Raw genomic sequence first — 14,321 nt, 5'->3', positions numbered from 1 at the left:
CGCCGGTTTCCGGGTGCTCCGGGAAATTTCCCGGCCCCGATAGTGGAACAGATGATTCCGCTCTGCTATAGTGGAATCAAGCGTTCCGTTCCAGTAGTTCGAGAGCCCCGGAGGCTTCCGTGACCATCACCGTCGAAACCCCGACCGACGACACCGCGCAGGCCGGTGCCACGTCACACACCACCGCCGAATCCGCAACGGCCGCAAGCGAAGCGGTCTACCCCCGCCGCTGGCTCGGGCTCATCGCGATCCTCGCGACGACCCTCCTCAACCTGCTCGACGCGTCGATCGTCAACGTCGCCGCCCCCGCGATCCGCGCCGAACTCGGCGGCACCGCCTCGACCATCCAGTGGCTCGCCGCCGGGTACACGCTCGCCCTCGCGGTCGGCCTCCTCACCGGCGGCCGCCTCGGCGACATGTTCGGCCGCAAGCGGGTCCTCACCGTCGGGCTGGTCGGCTTCCTCGCCGCCTCCCTCGCGTGCGGCGCCGCCGGATCGATCGAAGTCCTGCTCGCCGCCCGCTTCGTGCAGGGCGCGTTCGCGGCCGTGATGGTGCCGCAGTGCTTCGGACTCATCCGCGACCTGTTCGGCCGCGACATGGGCAAGGCGTACGCGGTCTTCGGCCCGCTCATCGGCCTCGCCTCCATCGGCGGACCGATCGTGGCCGGGCTCCTGGTCGACGCCGACGTCCTCGGCACCGGCTGGCGCTCGATCTTCCTCATCAACCTGCCGCTCGGCATCGCCGCGCTCGTCCTCGGCGCCAAGGTCCTCCCCGCCGGAGCCCCCAGGACCCGGGGCCTCAAACTCGACCTCGGCGGGGCACTCATCGCCGCCGCGGGCATGAGCCTGCTGCTCGTCCCGCTCGTCGAAGGCCGCGAGCTCGGCTGGCCGGCCTGGTCGATCGCGATGCTCGCCGCCTCCGTCCCGGTCCTCGCCTGGTTCGTCCGCAGCCAGGTGAAGCGCGCCCGCTCCGGCAGGACCGCGCTCATCGAGCTGAGCGTCTTCAAGAAGCGCTCGTACACCTCCGGCATCGCGTTCGTGGTCGTCTTCTTCGGCTCGGTCACCGGCTTCTCCCTCGCCGTGGGCCTGTTCCTCCAGCTCGGCCTGGGCTTCGGCCCGCTCAAGGCGAGCCTCGCGATGGCCGCGTGGGCGGTCGGCGCGTTCATCGGCTCCGGCGCCAGCGCGGGCCTCGCCCCGAAGCTCGGACGCAAGGTGCTCCACGTCGGACTCGCGACGATGACCGCAGGCCTGGTCGTGCTGTGGCTCCAGTTCGGCGCGGCATCAGCGCCGGGCGCCTGGTCGCTGTCCCCGGCGTTCCTGGTCTACGGGATCGGGATGGGCATGATCTTCGTGCCGCTGTTCGGGATCATCACCGGCGAGCTGGAGGACCACGAGGTCGGTTCGGCCTCGGGGCTCCTGGAGTCCTTCCAGCAGGGCGCGGCGGCGCTCGGCGTGGCCGTGCTCGGGACGGTGTTCTTCGGCCGCTTCGGGTTCGGTGACGGCGCGGTCGAGGCGATGGGCGCGGCCCAGTGGGTCACCGGCCTGACCGTGGGTCTGACGGTGGTGGCGTTCCTCGTGGCCTTCGGGCTGCCGAAGCAGGCGAAGGCCGAGCACTAGTGAATCGAGTCCCGTGACCGGTCGGGCCCTCGCGGGCGCGGCCGGTCGCGGGCGTACCAGGAAAGGTGCAACAGAATGAACCGCTCTGTTCCGGATAGGATGCCGTCATGACCGACAAGCCGCTCAGCGGGCGCAAGGCGCAGGCCGCCCGCAACGACAAGCTCATCCTCGAAGCCGCCCACGAGGTGTTCGTAGCGAACCCGGAGGCGCCGATCGCGGAGGTCGCCAAGCGGGCCGGCGTGGGCATCAGCGCGCTGTACCGCCGCTACCCGAGCAAGGAGGACCTGCTGCGCAAGCTCGCCGGAGACGGGCTCGTGCGGTACACGCAGCTCGCGCGCGAGGCGGTCGAGGCCGAGGGCGACCTGTGGGAGGCTTTCCGCGCCTTCATGAGGGGCGTGATCCTCGCGGACACGCCGTCGCTCACGGTCCGGCTCGCGGGGACCTTCACTCCGAGCCCGGACATGTTCGGGCTCGCGGTGGACGGCGACGCCGCGAACAAGGCGATGCTGGAGCGCTTCAAGTCCGGCGGGGTGCTCCGCGCGGATGTCGAGAACGGCGACCTGCAGATGATCACCGAGTCGCTCGCGTCGATCGAGATCGGCGACAAGGAGCGGACGATGGAGGTGCGGCTGCGGATGCTCGACCTGTACCTGCTGGCGCTGCGCGCTCCGGGCTCGGGACCGCTCGGTGGCAGTCCGGTGACGGAGGAGGAGATGAGCTCCCGCTGGATCCCGAAGGACGCGAAGGCGTAGGGAGAGGGCCGCCCGGTAACGGGCGGCCCAATCGCATTGTCAGACAAGCGAAAAGGCCCGGTCGAATGACTGGGCCTCTTCTTTGGAGCGGACGACCGGGATCGAACCGGCGACCTACACCTTGGCAAGGTGTCGCGCTACCAACTGCGCTACGTCCGCATGTCGCATTTGCTGCGACTTGTTGTTCTCTGCGGGGTTGACCCGCGAACGATGATTACTGTAGCGCATCGTCCATCGGGCTTCGATAGGGCCTTGGGACCGATTGGGGCGCGGCTCACGCCTGGGCCGCGCCCGCCCCGGTCACTCCTTGTCGCCGCCGAGACCGAGCGAGGCCAGGACCTCGGCGTCCAGGCCCTCGATCGCGACCTCGTGCTTGCGGTGGGCCTCCCAGTCCGCGCGGGTGAGCCGCCACCGGTTGTCCTGGCGGCGCACCCCGCCGAGGACCTTGTGGTCGATGCCGTCGGCCTTGTAGCCGAGCTTGCGCGAGACGCCCTGCGACGGACCGTTGCCCTCGAACGAGGCGCTCAGCGCGAAGTCGGCGCCGAGCCCGTTGAAGACGAACTCGAGCACGGCAGCGCGCATCTCGGTGCCGAGGCCCTTGCCGTGGTGGGCCAGGCCGAGCCACGACCCGGTCGTGGCCTCGCGGGTCGTCTTGAAGTCGCTCGCGCCGACCTCCTGCACGCCGATCACCCGGCCTTCGTGGACCACGACGAGCGGGAGCATCCACTTCTCGGGCGTGATCCCGGCGATGACGCCCATCTGGTGCAGCAGGGTCCGGCGGCCGCGCTCGACCGGCTCGCACTCGGTCCACGGCATCACGAACGGCATGAAGTCCGGGGTGTGGACGCCTTCGGCGGCCCGGTCGGCCAGCGCGACGAGGTCGTCCAGGTCCGGCAGGCGCAGTTCGAGCCGTTCGGTGCGCAGGCGGAGCCGGTAGACCGGCAGGTAGTCGCTGAGCGTCATTTCGCCTCCTTCAGGCCGAGCATGTCGAGCACGTCGTCGTCGAGGCCGTCGATCGCGACCTCGTGCTTGCGGTTCGCCTCCCAGTCCGCGCGCGAGAGCCGCCAGCGCTGTTCGGTGCGGCGGACGCCTTGGACCACTGGGAGTTTGATGCCGTCCTCGCGGTAGCCGAGGCTGCGCGAGACCCCTGCGGAGGCGGCGTTGCCGTCGTACGAGCCGCTGGTGGCGTAGTCGGCGTCGATGCCGGAGAACGCGAAGTGGAGGACGGCGGCGCGCATCTCCTTGCCGAGGCCCTTGCCCTGGTGGCTGCGGCCGATCCAGGAGCCGGTGCTGACTTCGCGTGTGGCGGTGAACTCGGTTCCCTTGATGTCCTGCACGCCGATCGGTTGGCCGTCCTTGAAGACGTAGAACGGGATCGTCCAGGCCTGGTCGTCCCAGCGGCCGATGGCGCGGTGGTACCAGAGGGCGACGCCGCGGGCGACCGCCTTGGGTTCGGCCGCGGTCCACGGGATGCCGAAGGGCATGAAGCCCGGGTCGTGGACGCCCGCTACGGCGACATCGGCCAGTTCGGCGATCTCGTCGAAGGTTTGGGGGAGGCGCAGTTCGAGGCGTTCGGTGCGCAGGCGGATGCGGTAGATCGGGAGGTGGTCGGCGAGCATGGGTCCGATTTTTCCCGGTGGGGGCGCTGCGGGGCAATCGGTTTAGGGCCGGGTTGCAGGTGACGCTGACATGTGTCAGAATTTTCTGACATACGACAAGGATGGTTTTCATGGAGGAGCTGACCGGCGCGGCCCTGCTCGCCGCGTGCTCGGCGCTGGCGAACCCGCACCGGCTGCGGATCCTCGGCGCGCTCGCGGACGGGCGGCAGTACGTGAGCCATCTGGCCCGCCTGCTCGGGATGAGCCGCCCGCTGCTCCACATGCACCTGCAGAAGCTCCAGTCCGCGGGGCTCGTGACGGGGTCGCTGGAGCTCTCCGAGGACGGCCGGGCCGTCAAGTACTTCGAGGCGGTCCCGTTCGCGCTCGAGATCTCGCCGCAGGTCGTGAAGGCCGCGCTGCCCACCTTGCCCGCACCGGGCGACCACGGAAAGGAAACAGACTGATGTCCATGGGACAAGCCGGGATGCTGTTCGTATTCGGATTCGCGTTCCTCATCGCCGCGATCGTCATCGTGTCGATGCTCGTGTGGGCCTCGACGAAGAAGGCGCAGGCCTCGGCCGCCCGCGAGGCGAACTACCGCGAGCTGGCCGCGAAGGCCGGCGAGGACGCGGCCGAGGTGCGGGCCTCGCTCGCGGAGATCAAGGGCCGCTTGGCGTCTGTGGAGCGGATGCTCAAAGAGGTCGACTGACCGCGCGTCACTGAAGCGAGGAATTCGCGCGAATCGCGGTTAAGGCGCGTCCGATACGGCACCCTCGGACGCATGGACACGACGCAATCCGGCCTCGCCACCGCGCCTCTGAGCGACGAGGAGCTCGCCCGCATCGACGCCTACTGGCGGGCCGCGAACTACCTCACCGTCGGCCAGATCTACCTGCTCGACAACCCCCTCCTCCGGGAGCCGCTGCGCCCCGAGCACGTCAAGCCGCGCCTGCTCGGCCACTGGGGCACGAGCCCGGGCCTGAGCCTGATCTACGCGCACCTGAACCGCTGCATCGCCGCGCGCGACCTCGACATGATCTACGTGACCGGCCCCGGCCACGGCGGCCCCGCGATCGTCGCCAACACGTGGCTCGAAGGCACCTACCCGGAGCTGTACCCCTCGGTGAACCACTCCGAGGAGGGCATGAAGCAGCTGTTCCGCCAGTTCTCGTTCCCCGGCGGCATCCCCTCGCACGTGGCCGCCGAGGTGCCCGGCTCGATCCACGAGGGCGGCGAGCTCGGCTACGCGCTCTCGCACGCGTACGGGGCCGCGTTCGACAACCCTGAGCTCACCGTGGCGTGCGTCGTGGGCGACGGCGAGGCCGAGACCGGCCCGATGGCCGGGTCGTGGTTCTCGAACGTGTTCCTCAACCCCGTCTCGGACGGCACGGTGCTGCCGATCCTGCACCTCAACGGCTACAAGATCGCCAACCCGACGATCTTCGCTCGCATCTCCGACGAGGACCGCGCGTCGTTCTTCCGCGGAGTCGGCTACGAGCCGTTCATGGTCGACGGCGACGATCCCGCGAGCGTCCACCAGCAGCTGGCCGCCACTCTGGACGCGTGCTTCGACCGGATCGCCGAGATCCGCGCCGACGCGCGCGGCAAGGCGAACGGGAAACCGGTCCGGCCGCGCTGGCCCATGGTCATCCTCAGGACCCCGAAGGGCTGGACGGGACCCGACGAAGTGGACGGCGTGCCCGTCGAGGGCACGTGGCGGGCCCACCAGGTGCCGCTGGCGGGCGTGCGCACCAACCCCGAGCACCTGGCGATGCTCGAGGCGTGGATGCGCTCGTACCGCCCTGAGGAGCTGTTCGACGCGACCGGCAAGCCCGCGCCCGAGCTGCTCGGCCTGCACCCCGAAGGGGCGCGGCGCATGAGCGCGAACCCGCACGCGAACGGCGGACTCCTGCTGCGCGACCTCGTCCTGCCCGACTACCGCGGGTACGGGCAGGAGATCGAGGGCCACGGCCGCACCACCGGCGAGGCCACGAAGGTCCTCGGCAAGTGGATCCGCGACGTCATCAACGCCAACCCCGACCGGTTCCGGCTCTTCGGGCCCGACGAGGTCGCCTCCAACCGGCTCGGCGCGGCGTTCGAGGTCACCGACCGGCAGTGGGAGGCCGAGATCTACCCGACCGACGAGCACCAGGCCCCGCACGGGCGGGTCATGGAGGCCCTGTCGGAGCACCTGTGCGAAGGCTGGCTCGAGGGGTACCTGCTCACGGGGCGGCACGGCCTGTTCACCAGCTACGAGGCGTTCATCCACATCGTCGACTCGATGTTCAACCAGCACGCCAAATGGCTCGACTCCACGAGCGCGATCCCATGGCGGCAGCCGATCGCGTCGCTCAACTACCTCCTGTCGAGCCACGTGTGGCGCCAGGACCACAACGGCTTCTCGCACCAGGACCCCGGCTTCATCGACCACGTCATGAACAAGAAGGCCGACATCGTGCGCGTCTACCTGCCACCGGACGCCAACACGCTCCTGTCTACGATGGACCACTGCCTGCGCAGCCGCCAATATGTCAACGTCGTGGTCGCCGGGAAGCAGCCCGCGCTCCAGTACACGAGCATGGACGAGGCCGTGCGCCACTGCGAACGGGGCCTGGGCATCTGGGAATGGGCATCCACCGACGACGGCCAGTCGCCGGACGTCGTGCTCGCCTGCGCCGGGGACGCGCCCACGCTCGAGGTCCTGGCCGCCGCCGACCTGCTGCGCCAGGCCCTCCCCCGGCTGCGGGTGCGCGTGGTCAACGTCGTCGACCTCATGCGGCTCCAGCCCGACACCGAGCACCCGCACGGCCTCGGCGACCGCCAGTTCGACACGGTCTTCACCGCCGACAAGCCGGTCCTGTTCGCGTTCCACGGCTACCCGACGCTCATCCACCGGCTCACCTACCGCCGCGCCAACCACGACAACATCCACGTGCGCGGCTACAAGGAGGAGGGCACCACGACCACGCCGTTCGACATGGTCATGCTCAACGACCTCGACCGGTTCCGCCTCGTCATGGACGTCATCGACCGCGTCCCCGGCCTCGGCCAGAACGCCGCGGGCCTGCGCCAGCGCATGGTCGACGCCCGCCACGCCGCCCGCGAGTACACGCGGCAGCACGGCGAGGACCTGCCCGCCGTCGCCGAATGGCAGTGGCCGCACTAGGCGGATGCCGAAGCGGCCCAGCCGGATCGGACCGGCGGCTTGACATCAGGTGAACACGCTTCGTTAGTCTCTAAGGGGAGGCATGCTCGCAACCCCTTGGGAGGACTGCACGTGGCGAAGGTCAGGCCCGGTCGCGTCGTGGTCGACTACGAGGACGAACTCGTGGTCTTCACGGTCGGCATGCGCGTCAACAGGTTCTGGAAGTTCAACAAGTGGGTGCCGGTGTTCCTGTCGATGCCGAAGATGCTCCGCGAGCTCGAGGACCCCGAGCTGGGCCTGCTCGACTCGCGGACCATGGTCGGCGGCAGGGTCATCATGGTCGTCCAGTACTGGCGCAGCGAGGAGCACCTGGAGCGGTACGCGCACTCGCAGGCCCACGCCCACCGCGGCTTCTGGAAGTGGTTCAACCGCAACGTGAAGAGCAACGGCGACGTCGGCCTGTGGCACGAGCTCTACAAGGTCCCGGCGGGCGCGTACGACACCTCGTACATCAACATGCCGCCGTACGGGCTCGCGCGCGCCACGAAGGAGCGCGACGCGGGCCGCACCGACCCCGACGACCACGAGCACGCCCACTAGGGACGGTCAGCCCTCCAGCAGCGCGAGGTTCTTGACCAGGCTCTCGGTCGACCAGCCGCGCTGGTGCTCGGTCTGCTCGTCGTCGAAGCCGCGCACCTCGCACTCGGCGATGAGGATGAGCATCAGGTAGACCCGGTAGAGCGCGAGCCGCCGCTCCTCCCCCGGGGTCATCCCTCGGCCCAGGAAGCCCTCGACGGCCGCAGCCTGCTCCGCGTCGGAGCCGAACGCGAGCGAGACGACCTCGGCGATCGGGTCGCCGTACAGGGCCCGCTCGCCGTCGATGAACGCTTCGACCCGCCACCCGGACTCGTCCTGGACGACGAAGATGTTCCCGTCCCACAGGTCGAAGTGGACGAGGGCGGGCCGCTCGACCTCGTCGAGCAGGTCCTTCTCGGCGGCGACGAGCGCCCTGATCTCCTCGGCGGGGCGCGGCAGCGGCGAGCCGTTCTCGGCGATGTCGGCGAGGACGTCGTCGATCATGGCCTGGAACGACGCCGACCACGAGTCGGCGGCGGTGCGGCCGTCCTTGCGCGGATACCCGAACCGCTCGCCGGTGACCGTGGCGAAGCGGGCGCTCAGCTCCCCGATCTCGCGCCGCAGCGCGATGCGCTCCTTCTCGGGGATGTCCTTGCCCGCCTTGGCGAGCGTGACGCCCTTGAGGCGGTCGATGATCATCACACCGCCCTCGGGGTCGCCGTAGTGGAGCGCGGGCATCGGCACGCCCGCCGCGAGGCCGCGCTCGAAGCACTCGATCTCGGTGGCCATGAGGTCCACCTCGTAGCGCAGCAGCTTCAAGTCCTTGTCCGGGGCGACCTTGACGACGACGTGGCGGCCGTCGGCGAGCTCGAGCGCGTGGGCGGCGTTGAAGAAGCCGTCCTTGAACTCCTCGTGGCCGACGACCTCGACCGGCCCGGGCAGGTGCTCGCGGGCGATGGCCTCGACAGCGGCGCGGTCGAGCTTGGGGCGGATGGCGATCTCCATCGCGCCATTCTGCGGCGCGGGCGGCGGTCGGCGCAATGGGAAATCGGTGCGGTGCTTGCCTGGTGGGACGCGTGCCCCTAGCGTGGGACGGATAAGGAGGCCGTTCATGGACACACCGCTGCTGCGCAGGCTGCGACCCGGGGACCTCGGCTGGATCCTCCACACCCACGCCAAGGGCTACTGGGAGCAGTTCGGGTGGAACGAGGAGTACGAGGCGCTCGTCGCGCGCATCGTCGCCGACTACGCGGAGCGGCACGACCCGGCGCGCGAGGCGGGGTGGATCGCCGAGCTGGACGGCGAGCCGGTCGGCTCGATCGTGTGCGTCGACGCGGGCGGCTCGGTCGCGAAGCTGCGGCTGCTGTGGGTCGAGCCAGCGGCGCGCGGGCACGGCGTGGGCGCGATGCTGGTGCGCCAGTGCGTCGCGTTCGCGCGCGAGACCGGGTACGCGTCGATGACGCTGTGGACGATGAGCCTCCTGCATGCGGCCCGGCGGCTGTACGAGGCCGAGGGGTTCACGCTGACGAGCGAGGAGCCGGTGCGGATGTTCGGCAAGGACGACCTGGTGAACCAGGTCTGGGACCTGCGGCTCCGCGACGCCGAGGACTGACGGCGGGCGACTACTGACCGTGATCTGGGCCACGGCAGAAATATTCGGATCGGGGCGGGCGTCGTATAGGTCGTTAGCACTCTCCACCACCGAGTGCTAATCCTGAGGAAGGAGACAGCCATCATGATCGTTCGCTACCAGCACCCTTACGCGGCTTTCAAGCAGTTCGACCGCGAGTTCGAGCGCCTCGTCCGGTCCGGTTTCGGCCGCGGCTCGGTGCAGTACACGCTGCGCGCCGACGTCTACACCGAAGGCGAGGACCTCGTCGTCACCGCCGCCGTCCCGGGCGTCAGCCCCGAGGACGTCACTGTCGAGCTCGAAGGCCGCCGCCTTTCGATCACGGCCGAGCGACGCCGTCGCGAAGCCGCCGAAGGCGACCGCTACCTCGTGCGCGGCCTCGCAGGCGGTTCGTTCCGCCGCGAGTTCCAGCTTCGCGAGGGCATCACGGCCGACCAGCTCAGTGCCGAGGTCGCCGACGGCATCCTGACGATTCGCGTCTCGGGCGCCGTCAAGCCGGCCCCGCAGGCGCAGCGAATCCCGATCAAGGGCGTCGAGCCCAAGGCCGAGAACGAGGACATCGAGGGCGAAGCGACGTCCGAGAGCGCCGAGTAAGCGCACTGAAACCAACGGCCCCAGGGAGCCTCCCTGGGGCCGTCGGCATGTCAGCGGTCGCCGACCGTGTCGGCGGCGGCGCGGAGGTCCCTCACGAGGCCCGCGAACGCACAGTCGCGGTCGTCTCCGGAGAGGCGGACGACCGACGAGGGGTGGACGGTGGCCAGGAGCTCGTACCGCTCGTCGTCGAGTTCAAGAGGGAGGACCTCGCCCCGCTGGGTGCTGACGCGGAAGTCCGGGCCCATGAGGGACTGCGCGGCCGTGGCGCCGAGGGCGACCACGAGCTCCGGCGCGACGGCGCGCAGCTCGGCCTGAAGCCAAGGGCGGCAGGCGATCGCCTCGCCGCGGGTGGGCTTCTTGTGGAGGCGGCGGCTGCTGGCCTCGATGCGGTCGAACTTGAAGTGCTTGACCGCGTTGGTGAGGTAGAGCCGGGACCGGTCAATCCCGGCCGCTTCGAGGGCCTGGTCGAGGAGCCTCCCGGCGGGGCCGACGAACGGTTCGCCCTCGCGGTCCTCGACGTCACCGGGCTGCTCGCCGACGAGGAGGAGCCGGGCGTTCGCGGGGCCTTCCCCGAAGACGGTCTGGGTCGCTTCGCGGTAGAGGTCGCAGCCTTCACAGGTGCGGGCGGCGCGGCGGAGGCCTCCGATGCCCGCGCCGTCGGGCACCCACTGCTCGGCGCCCGGATGCCGTGGTGCCATGTCGCCACCTGCCGATCGGTCCGTGGAGTAAGGGACCGGGGATACCCCGGGGGCGGCCGGGGAACACCGCGAGGCTCGGGGCCCCGGCAGCGCGGCAGCATATTCTAATGAATGGACCGCGATGTTATCGTTAGACAATGCCCGCCCTCCTGCATCCCGGCGAACCGGTGCCGGTCCGTCTCATGAACACGGTCTGGGCCTCCCGTTCCGTGCTGCACGACGACCTCGCGACGGTCGCCGACCTGCGAGCCTGGCTGGCCGCCGTCGATCCGGACCTCGGGCCGGAGCCGCCCGCCGACGAGGACGACCTCGCGGCGTTCCGCAGTCTCCGCGACGCGTTGCGCCGCTTGGCCGCCGTCGTCTGCGAGGACACCCGCGAGAAGGCCGCTTCGCCGACGGACGACGCCGTTGACGCCGCCGCCGAGGTCAACCGCGCGGTCGCAGCCGCGCCCGCCTGGCCGACACTGGAGGTCCGCGACGGGCGGCCGCACCGGGGCCGCCCGCCGGGCGCGACCGCCGCCGCGCGCAGCCTCTCTTCCATCGCCGCCCAGGCGATCGAGCTGCTCACCGAGCCCGGGAGCGCCGACCTGCGGGCCTGCTACGGACCCGGCTGCGTCCTGTACTTCGTCAAGGACCACCCCCGGCGCGAGTGGTGCTCCGCGGGCTGCGGCAACCGGGCGCGCGCCGCCAGGCACTACGCCCGCCACAAGCACTGAGCGACAGTTCATGAAGGGCCGCAACAACTGTTGCGGCCCTCGTCGTATTCCCCGGAAGCCGGCGCAGCGCCGGTCGGATTCCTCACAGATTTCTAACGGCAAGTCCGGTTGCAATCGTCAGAACCTCATGCCAGGATCATATCTAACGGAATAACCGTTAGAACTTCGGCGATCCGCCGGAGCCGCAGACCCATGGGAGACGACATGAGCAACCCCGCCCCCAAGACCGGCCACATCGGACTGAACGTGAGCGACCTCGACCGCTCGGTCGACTTCTACCGCGAGGTGTTCGCGTTCGAGCTGTTCGGCTCGCAGGACGAGGGCGACCGGAGGTTCGCCTTCCTCGGCAGCGACGGCGTCCTGCAGGTCACCCTGTGGCAGCAGAGCGACGGCACGTTCCCCACGGACCGCCCCGGCCTGCATCACCTGTCGTTCGAGGCCGCCGACATCGCGGCCGTCCAGCGGACCGAGGCGACCCTCAAGCGGTTGGGCGCCAAGCTCTTCCACGACGGCGTCGTGCCCCACGGCGAAGGCGCGTCCTCGGGCGGCGTGTTCTTCGCCGACCCCGACGGCATCCGCCTCGAGCTCTACGCCCCGTCCGGCGCCGACACCGCCCCGGCCCCGGTCAAGGACGCCCCGACCTGCGGCTTCTTTTAGACCGATGCCGACCGGGCCGCCCGCCGGGCGGCCCGGACCCCTTCTCCGCGAAAGGACTCCCCGTGTACCACGCAGGTGAAGTCGCCGTCCAGCGCAAGGCCGGAGTGCGGGCCGGGAACTGGGGCTCGGCCCACGTCACCGCCGAGATCCCCGACGTGGCCGCCGACTTCCTCGCCCAGCAGCGCCTCGTCGCGATCGGCGCCGCCGACGCCGACGGCCTGGTCTGGGCGAGCGCACTCGTCGGCCCGCCCGGGTTCGTCTCCGCGCCAGACGAGCGCACCGTCGTCACCGACCGGGCCCCGCGCGGCGGCGACCCGCTCGCCGGGCGGTTCGACACCGAGCAGGAGCTCGGCATGGTCGCGATCGAACCGGCGACCCGCAGGCGCATGCGCGTCAACGGCACCGCCCGCCGCGTCGGCGACGGCCTGCTGATCCGCACCGGCCAGGTCTACGCCAACTGCCCCAAGTACCTCCAGACCCGCCTCCCCGAGGGCTCGTTCGCGGAGAGCACTCCGGGCGCGGCCCGGGACGGCGACGTCCTCACCGCCACGCAGCGGGAGTGGATCGCGGGAGCCGACACCTTCTTCGTGACCACCCTCGCCGACGGCAAGGGCGTCGACACCTCCCATAGAGGCGGCAACCCCGGGTTCGTGGCCGTGACCGGCGAGCGGACGCTCACCTGGCCCGACTACACCGGCAACTCGATGTACATGACCCTCGGCAACCTCGAACTCGACGCCCGCTGCGGGCTGCTGTTCCTCGACTGGGAGCACGGGCACGCCCTGCACCTGAGCGGCCGGGCCCGCACCGACTGGGACCCCGGCCGCGCGGCCGCCTTCCCGGGCGCGCACCGCCTCGTCGACTTCGCACTCGAACGGGCCGTGGAGATCGGGCACGCGTTCCCGATGCGCTGGTCGTTCGAGAAGTACTCCAAGTTCAATCCCTCCTGAAAGGACCGGCAGTGAAGATCCGCGTCGACATGAACCGGTGCGAGACCCACGCGCAGTGCGTCTTCGCCGCACCCGAGGCATTCGCCCTCGACGACGATGACGAACTCGTCTACGACGCCGGGCCCGACGACGGCCTGCGCGCCAAGGTCGAGCAGGCCGCCCTCGTCTGCCCCGTGCAGGCCATTTTCATCGAGAGCGCATGACCATGCGCCGCATCGTCATCGCCGGGGCCGGGCTCGCCGGGCTCAGCGCCGGGCAGGAGCTGCGCCGCCTCGGCTTCGGCGGGGACCTCCACGTCATCGGCGCCGAGCCGCACCGGCCCTACCGGCGGCCCCCGCTGTCGAAGGAGCACCTGGAGCGCGAAGGCGACCTGCTGCTGCGCGGCGCCGACGAGCTCGGCGCGACCTGGCTGCTCGGCCGCGCCGCCACCGGTCTCGACGTCGCGGGCCGCCGGGTGCGGCTCGGGGCCGAGTCCCTCGGCTTCGACGGCCTCGTGATCGCGACCGGCCTGCGCGCCAAGGCGGTTCCCGACGCGTGGGCGCTTCCCGGCGTCCACACCGTCCGCACCGTCGAGGACGCGCGGGCACTGCGGGAGGCCGCCTCGCGCGGCCCTGGCGCGGTCGTCGTCGGCGGCGGCTTCATCGGCTCGGAGGCGGCCTCCACCTTGCGCTCGCTCGGCCTCGACGTCACGCTCGTCGCCGCAGCGCCCCTGCGGGGCCCGCTCGGCGCGGAGGTGAGCCGGATCGTCACGGCGAGGCACCGCGAGTACGGCGTCGACGTGCGAGCCGGGCGGCTGGCGGGCGTCTCGGGGACCGGCCGCGTCGAACGCGTCCTCCTCGACGACGGCACCGTCCTCCCCACGGGCCTCGTCGTCGCCGCGCTCGGCTCCGAACCGGAGACGGACTGGCTGCGCGGCAGCGGCATCGGCCACGCCGACGGCGTCGACATCGGCCCCGACGGGCTCGCGACGCCCGGCATCGCCGCCGCCGGAGACGTCGCGCGCCGACCGCACCCGCTGCACAGTGGACGGATGCTCCGGATCGGCCACTACGCCAACGCGGCGGAGGAGGGCGTCCAGGCGGCCCGCGCCCTGATGGGCCGGAGCGAGCCGTACACGCCGGTGCCGACGTTCTGGTCGCACCTCTACGGCGCGCGCCTCCAGGCGGTCGGCTTCACCGGCGAGGAGTACACGTCGCGCGTCGTCGCCGAGGACGGCCGCCGCTTCCTCGTCGAATACCACCACGCGGACCGCCTCGTCGGCGTCGCCGCCGCGGGCTTCGCCCGCGCCCTGCCGGAATACCGCCAGCGCATCCGCAAGTCACTCGAATGAACCGGCGGCGGCGCTGAACGTCGCGGTCGGCTCGGCCATCGGGAGTCGGCGCTCCGGTC

17 protein-coding genes and 1 tRNA gene are annotated in these 14,321 nt (G+C 70.8%); 13 read left to right on the top strand and 5 right to left on the bottom strand.

All coding sequences use genetic code 11. From position 1 onward, the window contains the following. The first annotated feature begins 119 nt into the window (after positions 1-119). Both ACGGCP_RS10875 and ACGGCP_RS10870 read left to right on the top strand, forming a co-directional pair. Complete coding sequence (locus ACGGCP_RS10875) at positions 120-1,616, top strand: MFS transporter (RefSeq protein WP_392964131.1); 1,497 nt, start codon at positions 120-122, stop codon at positions 1,614-1,616. Between the two features lie 107 nt (positions 1,617-1,723). Further along, complete coding sequence (locus tag ACGGCP_RS10870) at positions 1,724-2,368, top strand: TetR/AcrR family transcriptional regulator (RefSeq protein ID WP_392964129.1); 645 nt, start codon at positions 1,724-1,726, stop codon at positions 2,366-2,368. 83 nt (positions 2,369-2,451) lie between these two features. On the opposite strand, the gene ACGGCP_RS10865 is transcribed toward ACGGCP_RS10870, so the two are convergent. From ACGGCP_RS10865 to ACGGCP_RS10855, 3 genes are all read right to left on the bottom strand, one after another. Next, positions 2,452-2,527: transfer RNA gene (locus tag ACGGCP_RS10865), tRNA-Gly, on the bottom strand. Between the two features lie 141 nt (positions 2,528-2,668). Continuing rightward, entirely contained in the window at positions 2,669-3,331 is a 663-nt protein-coding gene (locus ACGGCP_RS10860; protein ID WP_392964126.1) for a GNAT family N-acetyltransferase, read from the bottom strand. Continuing rightward, on the bottom strand, positions 3,328-3,987 hold the full coding sequence (locus ACGGCP_RS10855) for a GNAT family N-acetyltransferase (RefSeq protein WP_392964123.1): 660 nt from the start codon (positions 3,985-3,987) through the stop codon (positions 3,328-3,330). Before ACGGCP_RS10855 ends, ACGGCP_RS10860 begins: the two co-directional genes overlap by 4 nt. Before the next feature lie 101 nt (positions 3,988-4,088). Between ACGGCP_RS10855 and ACGGCP_RS10850 the strand changes: the two genes are divergently transcribed. The 4 genes from ACGGCP_RS10850 (at position 4,089) to ACGGCP_RS10835 (ending at position 7,711) form a co-directional block, all read left to right on the top strand. Further along, positions 4,089-4,430: an ArsR/SmtB family transcription factor gene (locus tag ACGGCP_RS10850; RefSeq protein ID WP_392964121.1), complete on the top strand. Its 342-nt coding sequence runs from the start codon at positions 4,089-4,091 to the stop codon at positions 4,428-4,430. Further along, complete coding sequence (locus tag ACGGCP_RS10845; protein WP_392964118.1) at positions 4,430-4,675, top strand: hypothetical protein; 246 nt, start codon at positions 4,430-4,432, stop codon at positions 4,673-4,675. The genes ACGGCP_RS10850 and ACGGCP_RS10845 overlap by 1 nt, the downstream gene beginning before the upstream one ends. A 72-nt stretch (positions 4,676-4,747) precedes the next feature. Beyond that, the gene (locus ACGGCP_RS10840) at positions 4,748-7,132 is read left to right on the top strand and encodes a phosphoketolase (protein ID WP_392964116.1); all 2,385 of its coding nucleotides are present in this window, start codon (positions 4,748-4,750) and stop codon (positions 7,130-7,132) included. Between the two features lie 111 nt (positions 7,133-7,243). Continuing rightward, entirely contained in the window at positions 7,244-7,711 is a 468-nt protein-coding gene (locus ACGGCP_RS10835) for a DUF4188 domain-containing protein (protein ID WP_392964113.1), read from the top strand. A gap of 6 nt (positions 7,712-7,717) precedes the next feature. Here ACGGCP_RS10835 and ACGGCP_RS10830 read toward each other — a convergent pair whose 3' ends face one another. Beyond that, entirely contained in the window at positions 7,718-8,692 is a 975-nt protein-coding gene (locus ACGGCP_RS10830) for a phosphotransferase family protein (RefSeq protein WP_392964110.1), read from the bottom strand. Between the two features lie 106 nt (positions 8,693-8,798). Between ACGGCP_RS10830 and ACGGCP_RS10825 the strand changes: the two genes are divergently transcribed. After that, the gene (locus ACGGCP_RS10825; protein ID WP_392964107.1) at positions 8,799-9,299 is read left to right on the top strand and encodes a GNAT family N-acetyltransferase; all 501 of its coding nucleotides are present in this window, start codon (positions 8,799-8,801) and stop codon (positions 9,297-9,299) included. A 123-nt stretch (positions 9,300-9,422) separates the two neighbouring features. Further along, positions 9,423-9,911, top strand: coding sequence for an Hsp20/alpha crystallin family protein (locus ACGGCP_RS10820; protein ID WP_392964104.1), 489 nt, complete (start codon positions 9,423-9,425; stop codon positions 9,909-9,911). Positions 9,912-9,961: 50 nt separating this feature from the next. On the opposite strand, the gene ACGGCP_RS10815 is transcribed toward ACGGCP_RS10820, so the two are convergent. Then, positions 9,962-10,609 (bottom strand): UdgX family uracil-DNA binding protein, encoded by a 648-nt coding sequence (locus ACGGCP_RS10815; protein ID WP_392964102.1) that lies wholly within the window; start codon positions 10,607-10,609, stop codon positions 9,962-9,964. Positions 10,610-10,746: 137 nt separating this feature from the next. On the opposite strand from ACGGCP_RS10815, the gene ACGGCP_RS10810 reads away from it, so the two are divergent. The 5 genes from ACGGCP_RS10810 (at position 10,747) to ACGGCP_RS10790 (ending at position 14,262) form a co-directional block, all read left to right on the top strand. Continuing rightward, positions 10,747-11,325, top strand: a complete 579-nt coding sequence (locus tag ACGGCP_RS10810) for a CGNR zinc finger domain-containing protein (protein WP_392964099.1) — start codon at positions 10,747-10,749, stop codon at positions 11,323-11,325. 204 nt (positions 11,326-11,529) lie between these two features. Then, a complete protein-coding gene (locus ACGGCP_RS10805; RefSeq protein WP_392964096.1) occupies positions 11,530-11,982 on the top strand; it encodes a VOC family protein in 453 nt (150 codons plus the stop codon). A gap of 62 nt (positions 11,983-12,044) precedes the next feature. Continuing rightward, positions 12,045-12,932, top strand: a complete 888-nt coding sequence (locus ACGGCP_RS10800; RefSeq protein WP_392964093.1) for a pyridoxamine 5'-phosphate oxidase family protein — start codon at positions 12,045-12,047, stop codon at positions 12,930-12,932. Between the two features lie 11 nt (positions 12,933-12,943). Beyond that, positions 12,944-13,135, top strand: a complete 192-nt coding sequence (locus ACGGCP_RS10795) for a ferredoxin (protein ID WP_392964090.1) — start codon at positions 12,944-12,946, stop codon at positions 13,133-13,135. Continuing rightward, entirely contained in the window at positions 13,132-14,262 is a 1,131-nt protein-coding gene (locus ACGGCP_RS10790) for an NAD(P)/FAD-dependent oxidoreductase (protein ID WP_392964087.1), read from the top strand. The genes ACGGCP_RS10795 and ACGGCP_RS10790 overlap by 4 nt, the downstream gene beginning before the upstream one ends. The last annotated feature ends 59 nt before the right edge of the window (positions 14,263-14,321 follow it).

Origin of the sequence: Glycomyces sp. NPDC048151 (assembly GCF_043202775.1) — a bacterium.
In the GTDB taxonomy this organism is placed as follows: Bacteria; Actinomycetota; Actinomycetes; order Mycobacteriales; family Micromonosporaceae; genus Glycomyces.
This window is presented reverse-complemented; position numbering and strand designations above follow the sequence as displayed.

What these genes read in the sequence shown, in the direction of transcription:
- ACGGCP_RS10810 (WP_392964099.1), top strand. Translation starts at nt 10,747, where the DNA reads ATGCCCGCCCTCCTGCATCCCGGCGAACCGGTGCCGGTCCGTCTCATG.
- ACGGCP_RS10870 (WP_392964129.1), top strand. Translation starts at nt 1,724, where the DNA reads ATGACCGACAAGCCGCTCAGCGGGCGCAAGGCGCAGGCCGCCCGCAAC.
- ACGGCP_RS10805 (WP_392964096.1), top strand. Translation starts at nt 11,530, where the DNA reads ATGAGCAACCCCGCCCCCAAGACCGGCCACATCGGACTGAACGTGAGC.
- ACGGCP_RS10790 (WP_392964087.1), top strand. Translation starts at nt 13,132, where the DNA reads ATGACCATGCGCCGCATCGTCATCGCCGGGGCCGGGCTCGCCGGGCTC.
- ACGGCP_RS10830 (WP_392964110.1), bottom strand. Translation starts at nt 8,692, where the DNA reads ATGGAGATCGCCATCCGCCCCAAGCTCGACCGCGCCGCTGTCGAGGCC.
- ACGGCP_RS10860 (WP_392964126.1), bottom strand. Translation starts at nt 3,331, where the DNA reads ATGACGCTCAGCGACTACCTGCCGGTCTACCGGCTCCGCCTGCGCACC.
- ACGGCP_RS10840 (WP_392964116.1), top strand. Translation starts at nt 4,748, where the DNA reads ATGGACACGACGCAATCCGGCCTCGCCACCGCGCCTCTGAGCGACGAG.
- ACGGCP_RS10820 (WP_392964104.1), top strand. Translation starts at nt 9,423, where the DNA reads ATGATCGTTCGCTACCAGCACCCTTACGCGGCTTTCAAGCAGTTCGAC.
- ACGGCP_RS10825 (WP_392964107.1), top strand. Translation starts at nt 8,799, where the DNA reads ATGGACACACCGCTGCTGCGCAGGCTGCGACCCGGGGACCTCGGCTGG.
- ACGGCP_RS10815 (WP_392964102.1), bottom strand. Translation starts at nt 10,609, where the DNA reads ATGGCACCACGGCATCCGGGCGCCGAGCAGTGGGTGCCCGACGGCGCG.
- ACGGCP_RS10855 (WP_392964123.1), bottom strand. Translation starts at nt 3,987, where the DNA reads ATGCTCGCCGACCACCTCCCGATCTACCGCATCCGCCTGCGCACCGAA.
- ACGGCP_RS10845 (WP_392964118.1), top strand. Translation starts at nt 4,430, where the DNA reads ATGTCCATGGGACAAGCCGGGATGCTGTTCGTATTCGGATTCGCGTTC.
- ACGGCP_RS10850 (WP_392964121.1), top strand. Translation starts at nt 4,089, where the DNA reads ATGGTTTTCATGGAGGAGCTGACCGGCGCGGCCCTGCTCGCCGCGTGC.